The organism is Photobacterium sp. OFAV2-7 (assembly GCF_022347985.1).
GTDB lineage: Bacteria > Pseudomonadota > Gammaproteobacteria > Enterobacterales > Vibrionaceae > Photobacterium.
In genome coordinates this window covers 1-5,233 of the sequence record NZ_JAKRFQ010000329.1, presented here as the reverse complement: position 1 = coordinate 5,233, position 5,233 = coordinate 1, and the positions used below count along the sequence as shown (strand labels likewise).

Below are 5,233 nucleotides of genomic sequence, written 5' to 3'. Positions count from 1 at the left end.
TGAAAGGTAAAATTTTTGCAATCCTCAGTGCCGTACTGTTAGCTGGCTGTATCCAGGGGCCTCGAGCTCCGAGCATTAATGCCAACGGTGCAATCAAGTGGGCCAATGGTGTCAGTGAAGAAATGCACATTTCCACATCCGGCAGTACCCTGACGTTTGCCGCGCCGCAGAGCATTTTTAGTGCTGGTGGGATCACTATCTTTTCGCGTATTGACAGCGCCCGTAATGGTAACTGTGAACACTACTACAGCGAAGGTGCCGTAAAAACCCGTATGCAGATTTGCGACAGTGGCGAAGTGACGCTGATTGTCGAAGGTCAGGTGATCAATGTGGGAGCCTTGGCGAAATATGTATACTAGCCAAGTGGTGAGAATCTAGTATCGAGTGACGAGCAATAAACAGGCTGTTGTTTTTCTCGACACTCGTACTTTGGCTCTCGCCTCTTTTGTTTACCTCTCCGGAATATCAATTAAGACCAGCAACGCACCATCCCCCCCGAACTCCAGCGGAGCCTGGTGAAAAGCCATCACGTCCGGATGTTGTGCCAGCCACAACGGCGCTTTTTGCTTCAAGATATGTTTGCCAATGCCATGCATCACACAGGCGCAAGAGACACTTTCCTTGATACAGGCGGCAATCATGGCAGCCAGCTCGCGTTTGGCTTCCTGTTGCGTCATTCCATGCATGTCCAGATACATATCGGGTACATACACCCCGCGGCGTAACTTTTTCACTTCATATTTTGACACACCAGTACGGGCATACTGCATCGGGCCATGCTCGTTGAGGAGGGGCTCGAATTCATCGGAGAAATAAAACTCGTGGTTTTGAGTTTCTTTTTCCGAGACTTTGGGCTTATCGGCCTTTGGGCTCTGTCGGCGTGGCGTGATTATGGTATCATGCGACAACTTTTTTACGCCTTTAACCGCATCCTGAAAGAGTGCCAGGTCATCTTCCAGGGTAAGATCTTTTTTACTCATAATGATATTCCAACAACTCTATAGCGGTATTGTAGCGTCATTCGGAGGCTATTTTGGATAAGATTTTTGTCGACGAGGCCGTCAACGAACTTCACACTTTGCAGGACATGCTACGTTGGACGGTAAGCCGTTTCAATGCTGCGGGTCTATTTTATGGTCACGGCACGGATAATGCGTGGGACGAAGCAGTACAACTGGTACTGCCGACCCTGTATCTGCCATTGGATATTCCGTCGGAAGTCCGCTTTTCACGCCTGACGAGCAGCGAGCGTCTGCGTATTGTCGAGCGTGTGATCCGTCGTATTAACGAACGTACCCCTGTCGCTTATATGACCAACAAAGCGTGGTTCTGCGGCATGGAATTCTTTGTCGATGAGCGTGTACTGGTACCTCGTTCTCCGATCGGTGAGTTGATCGAGAATGGTTTTGAACCGTTCCTGGCCGAGAGCCCGACTCGTATTATGGACCTGTGTACCGGCAGCGGTTGTATCGGTATCGCCTGCGCGCATGCCTTCCCGGAAGCCGAGGTTGACTTGGTTGATATCTCGACGGATGCGCTGGAAGTTGCCGAGCAGAACATTCAGGACCATGGCCTGGAGCAGCAGGTGATCCCGCTACGCTCTGATCTGTTACGTGATGTACCAAAAGATCAGTACGACCTGATTGTGACCAACCCGCCGTATGTTGATCAAGAAGACATGAATAGCCTGCCGGATGAGTTCCGTCACGAGCCTGAGCTAGGCTTGGCGGCGGGTACCGATGGTCTGAAGCTGGTTCGTCGTATTCTTGCCAATGCACCGGATTACCTGAAAGAGAACGGTGTCTTGATCTGTGAAGTGGGTAACTCGATGGTTCACATGGAAGAGCAGTATCCGCACATTCCGTTTACCTGGATTGAGTTCGAGAACGGTGGTCACGGCGTCTTTATGATGACCCGTGAGCAGCTGCTTGAATGTCAGGACGAGTTTTCACTTTACCGTGACTAATATTTAGTCGTCCCTGTAAGAAGCCAGAAATCAGAAACTAAAAACCGGAGCACAAGCTCCGGTTTTTTTATGGGGTGGGCTAGTCAGGTATGACCGAGAGGGGGCTAGGCATTGCCCTTGGCCTGTTTGGCTTCAAGCTCAGCCATTACCGACGCTTTATTGTTCAGGTAGTCTTCGAGGCCAGCACGGCGAAGATCGCAAGACGGACAGTCGCCACAGCCATCACCGATAATCCCGTTATAGCAGGTCAGTGTCTGCTGGCGGACGTAGTCCAGCTTGCTGTACTGATCGGCCAGAGCCCATGTTTCGGCCTTGTTCAGCCACATCAACGGCGTTTCGATAGTCAGTGGACGATCCATCCCCAATACCAGAGACTGGTTGATGGATTTGACGAATTCGTCGCGGCAGTCCGGGTAGCCGGAAAAGTCAGTTTCACACACGCCGGTGATCACCGCCTCGGCACCAATCTGGTAGGCGTAGATCCCGGCCAGAGTCAGGAACAGAATGTTACGGCCGGGAACGAAGGAGTTCGGCAGGCCATTTTCCTGCAGCTCGTGGGAGACGGCAATATTGTCACGGGTCAGCGAGCTGATCGCCAGCTCATTGAGCAGACCTACATCCATGACCTTGTGCGCGGCAACGCCCAGCTCTTTGGCTACCGATAGCGCCACTTCAATTTCCAGCTTATGACGCTGACCATAATCAAAGGTGATGCAATGAACTTCATCGTAGTTGGCAAGTGCCTGGATAAGGCAGGTGGTGGAGTCTTGGCCGCCACTAAAAACGACTACGGCTTTACGCATACTTTGTGTTTCCTGTGTTATAGCCTTACCGAAAAACAGTCGGTGGCTTGAATGAACATACCAGGCTTATTAATTGTCTGATCGGCCAGTTAATTATAAGCAGGTATTACTACCATCAGCAGGTTCTCTGTTGGCACGGCAATGCTACCTCAGAGTTGTTGGTGATGAAAGTTTCTCTGCTCAGTCGACAAACAGAAGATAAAAAAAAGCCGCAGACAGGCCGCGGCAAACAAACGTGTAGATTGCAGGATAGAACAAAGAAAAAAGTACCCAAGCTATTTCACAATAATTTGGGGTTACAGCGAACCGGTTTTCTCGAAGGCTTCCAGTTGGCTGAGGTAAGCAGAGATATCGCCGATGTTGTCGGCCACCCACTGCTCGTTGAAATAGGTATCCAGGTAGCGCTCGCCACTGTCGCAAAGCAGGGTGACAATCGAGCCTTTTTCACCGCGCCCCTTCATCTCGCAGGCCAGCTGCAACACGCCGTAGAGGTTGGTACCCGTTGAGGCGCCGGCCTTGCGTCCCAGCAGTTTTTCCAGCCAGTGGACGGTGGCGATACTGGCCGCATCAGCAATGGTGCGCATTTCGTCAACCACGTCCGGAATGAAGCTTGGCTCAACGCGCGGGCGGCCGATGCCCTCGATCCGGCTGCCGACAGTGCCGGTCAGAGTCAGATCGCGGGTCTTGTAATAGTCGTGGAAGACCGAGTTCTCGGGATCGACCACGCAGAGTTTGGTCTGGTGCATCTGGTAGCGAATATAGCGGCCGATAGTCGCTGATGTGCCACCTGTTCCAGGGCTCATTACGATCCAGCTCGGGATCGGATGCTCTTCTAGCTGCATCTGCTCGAAGATGCTGTTGGCGATGTTGTTATTGCCGCGCCAGTCAGTGGCACGCTCGGCAAAGGTAAACTGGTCCATGTAATGGCCGTTGAGTTCTTTGGCCAGACGGCGCGACTCGGCGTAAATTTCACTTGGGCTGTCGACGAAATGGGCACGGCCACCATAGAACTCGATTTGTTCGATTTTCTTGCGAGCTGTCTTGCGAGGCACAACCGCAATAAACGGCAGGCCAAGTAGGCGTGCAAAGTAGGCCTCTGATACGGCAGTGCTGCCGGACGAGGATTCGATAACCGTTGTATCCTGACTAATCCAGCCATTACACAGGGCATACAAGAACAACGAACGGGCCAGTCGGTGCTTCAGGCTGCCGGTCGGGTGCGTGCTCTCGTCCTTTAGGTAAATATCGATACCGTCAAGAGAGGGAAGATCCAGCTTGATGAGGTGGGTGTCTGCCGAACGCTGAAAGTCAGCTTCTATCTTACGGATGGCACTGTTAATCCACTGCGGGTCATGGCTCATGTCTCTTCCTCTTTACTCTGGCGGCCTCGGCTGATAATCGAGGGGAATACCAACGGTTATTTTCTTATTGGAATGCTTAGCATAGTACTTGAAGCACGTGAAAAATCTTTGCTTTGTTTGCTTTTATAACGATAATGTGGAGAAAAATTTTCTCTATGTTGTAATTTAGGGGTAATACATTGGCTGACTTAGATAACACTGACAGAACGTTGCTACGAATGCTGCAACGAGACGGTACCTTGGCGCTGGCCGAACTGGCAGAGGCGGTAAACCTGACGACGACACCTTGCTGGAAGCGCTTAAAGCGACTGGAGGAGAGCGGGATCCTCAGGCAGCGGGTAGCCTTGCTTGATCCGGTGAAGCTTGGTTTGTCGTTTACGGCATTCGTGCAGATCAAAACCAGTAATCACTCCAAGGAGTGGTACCACTGTTTTGTCGAAACGGTTTCGGACTTTCCTGAAGTGATGGAGTTCTACCGGATGGCCGGTGAGTACGACTACATGATGAAGGTGCAGGTCGCGGATATGGCAGCATTTGATAAGTTCTACAAGAAGCTGGTTAATAGCATCGAAGGACTGACCAATGTCACCTCGACCTTTGCTATGGAGCCGCTAAAATATACGACTGCTTTGCCGGTATAAAGCACTGTATAAAAAAGCATATAAAACTAATTTATAAAGTGTTACAGAGAAAGTGATTGTTTTATATCTTGTTATTTCTATTTAGTTGATTTATTAGTCAATTCTCCGATAATGGCTTTGTTTATAAGCAACAAAGCCAGCATGATACAACAGCTTTTCTTTTCTCTTTGATTGGTATCTCTTCTCCTGCAAATTGCATCCCGAGGTAATTGCTGCTCTGACTGACTTTGATTCGTCTTAAACTATGGCTATGCCTGTTTCTGTGGAGGGACTATGCAGATTTTTTGGCAGTTGAGATGGTATTTCCGCCAGCAATGGCGTCGTTACGGCGGCGCGATAGTAATATTGATCCTGGTTTCTTTGTTCGAGCTATTGCCGCCACGGGCCATCGGCTGGATTGTCGACGGCGTGGTCACCGGGGAGATCAGCCTGCCGGTAATGCTGAGTTGGCTGGCAGGCATT

At 50.6% G+C, this 5,233-nt stretch carries 6 protein-coding genes and 1 pseudogene; 4 read left to right on the top strand and 3 right to left on the bottom strand.

Features of this window, described 5'->3' with window-relative positions:
- On the top strand, positions 1-359 hold a 359-nt coding region (locus tag MHN01_RS15945), incomplete at its 5' end, for a hypothetical protein (protein ID WP_239412250.1).
- A gap of 90 nt (positions 360-449) precedes the next feature.
- On the opposite strand, the gene smrB is transcribed toward MHN01_RS15945, so the two are convergent.
- The gene (gene smrB, locus MHN01_RS15940; protein ID WP_075761833.1) at positions 450-980 is read right to left on the bottom strand and encodes an endonuclease SmrB; all 531 of its coding nucleotides are present in this window, start codon (positions 978-980) and stop codon (positions 450-452) included.
- A gap of 53 nt (positions 981-1,033) precedes the next feature.
- Between smrB and prmB the strand changes: the two genes are divergently transcribed.
- Entirely contained in the window at positions 1,034-1,966 is a 933-nt protein-coding gene (prmB, locus tag MHN01_RS15935) for a 50S ribosomal protein L3 N(5)-glutamine methyltransferase (protein ID WP_239412249.1), read from the top strand.
- A gap of 104 nt (positions 1,967-2,070) precedes the next feature.
- On the opposite strand, the gene queC is transcribed toward prmB, so the two are convergent.
- Both queC and MHN01_RS15925 read right to left on the bottom strand, forming a co-directional pair.
- Positions 2,071-2,769 (bottom strand): 7-cyano-7-deazaguanine synthase QueC, encoded by a 699-nt coding sequence (gene queC, locus MHN01_RS15930; RefSeq protein ID WP_239412248.1) that lies wholly within the window; start codon positions 2,767-2,769, stop codon positions 2,071-2,073.
- A gap of 296 nt (positions 2,770-3,065) precedes the next feature.
- A complete protein-coding gene (locus MHN01_RS15925; RefSeq protein WP_239412247.1) occupies positions 3,066-4,130 on the bottom strand; it encodes a PLP-dependent cysteine synthase family protein in 1,065 nt (354 codons plus the stop codon).
- A 179-nt stretch (positions 4,131-4,309) separates the two neighbouring features.
- On the opposite strand from MHN01_RS15925, the gene MHN01_RS15920 reads away from it, so the two are divergent.
- Both MHN01_RS15920 and MHN01_RS15915 read left to right on the top strand, forming a co-directional pair.
- Positions 4,310-4,771, top strand: coding sequence for an Lrp/AsnC family transcriptional regulator (locus MHN01_RS15920; RefSeq protein WP_160653286.1), 462 nt, complete (start codon positions 4,310-4,312; stop codon positions 4,769-4,771).
- Between the two features lie 273 nt (positions 4,772-5,044).
- A pseudogene (locus MHN01_RS15915) lies at positions 5,045-5,233 on the top strand (multidrug ABC transporter permease/ATP-binding protein); the annotation flags it as partial.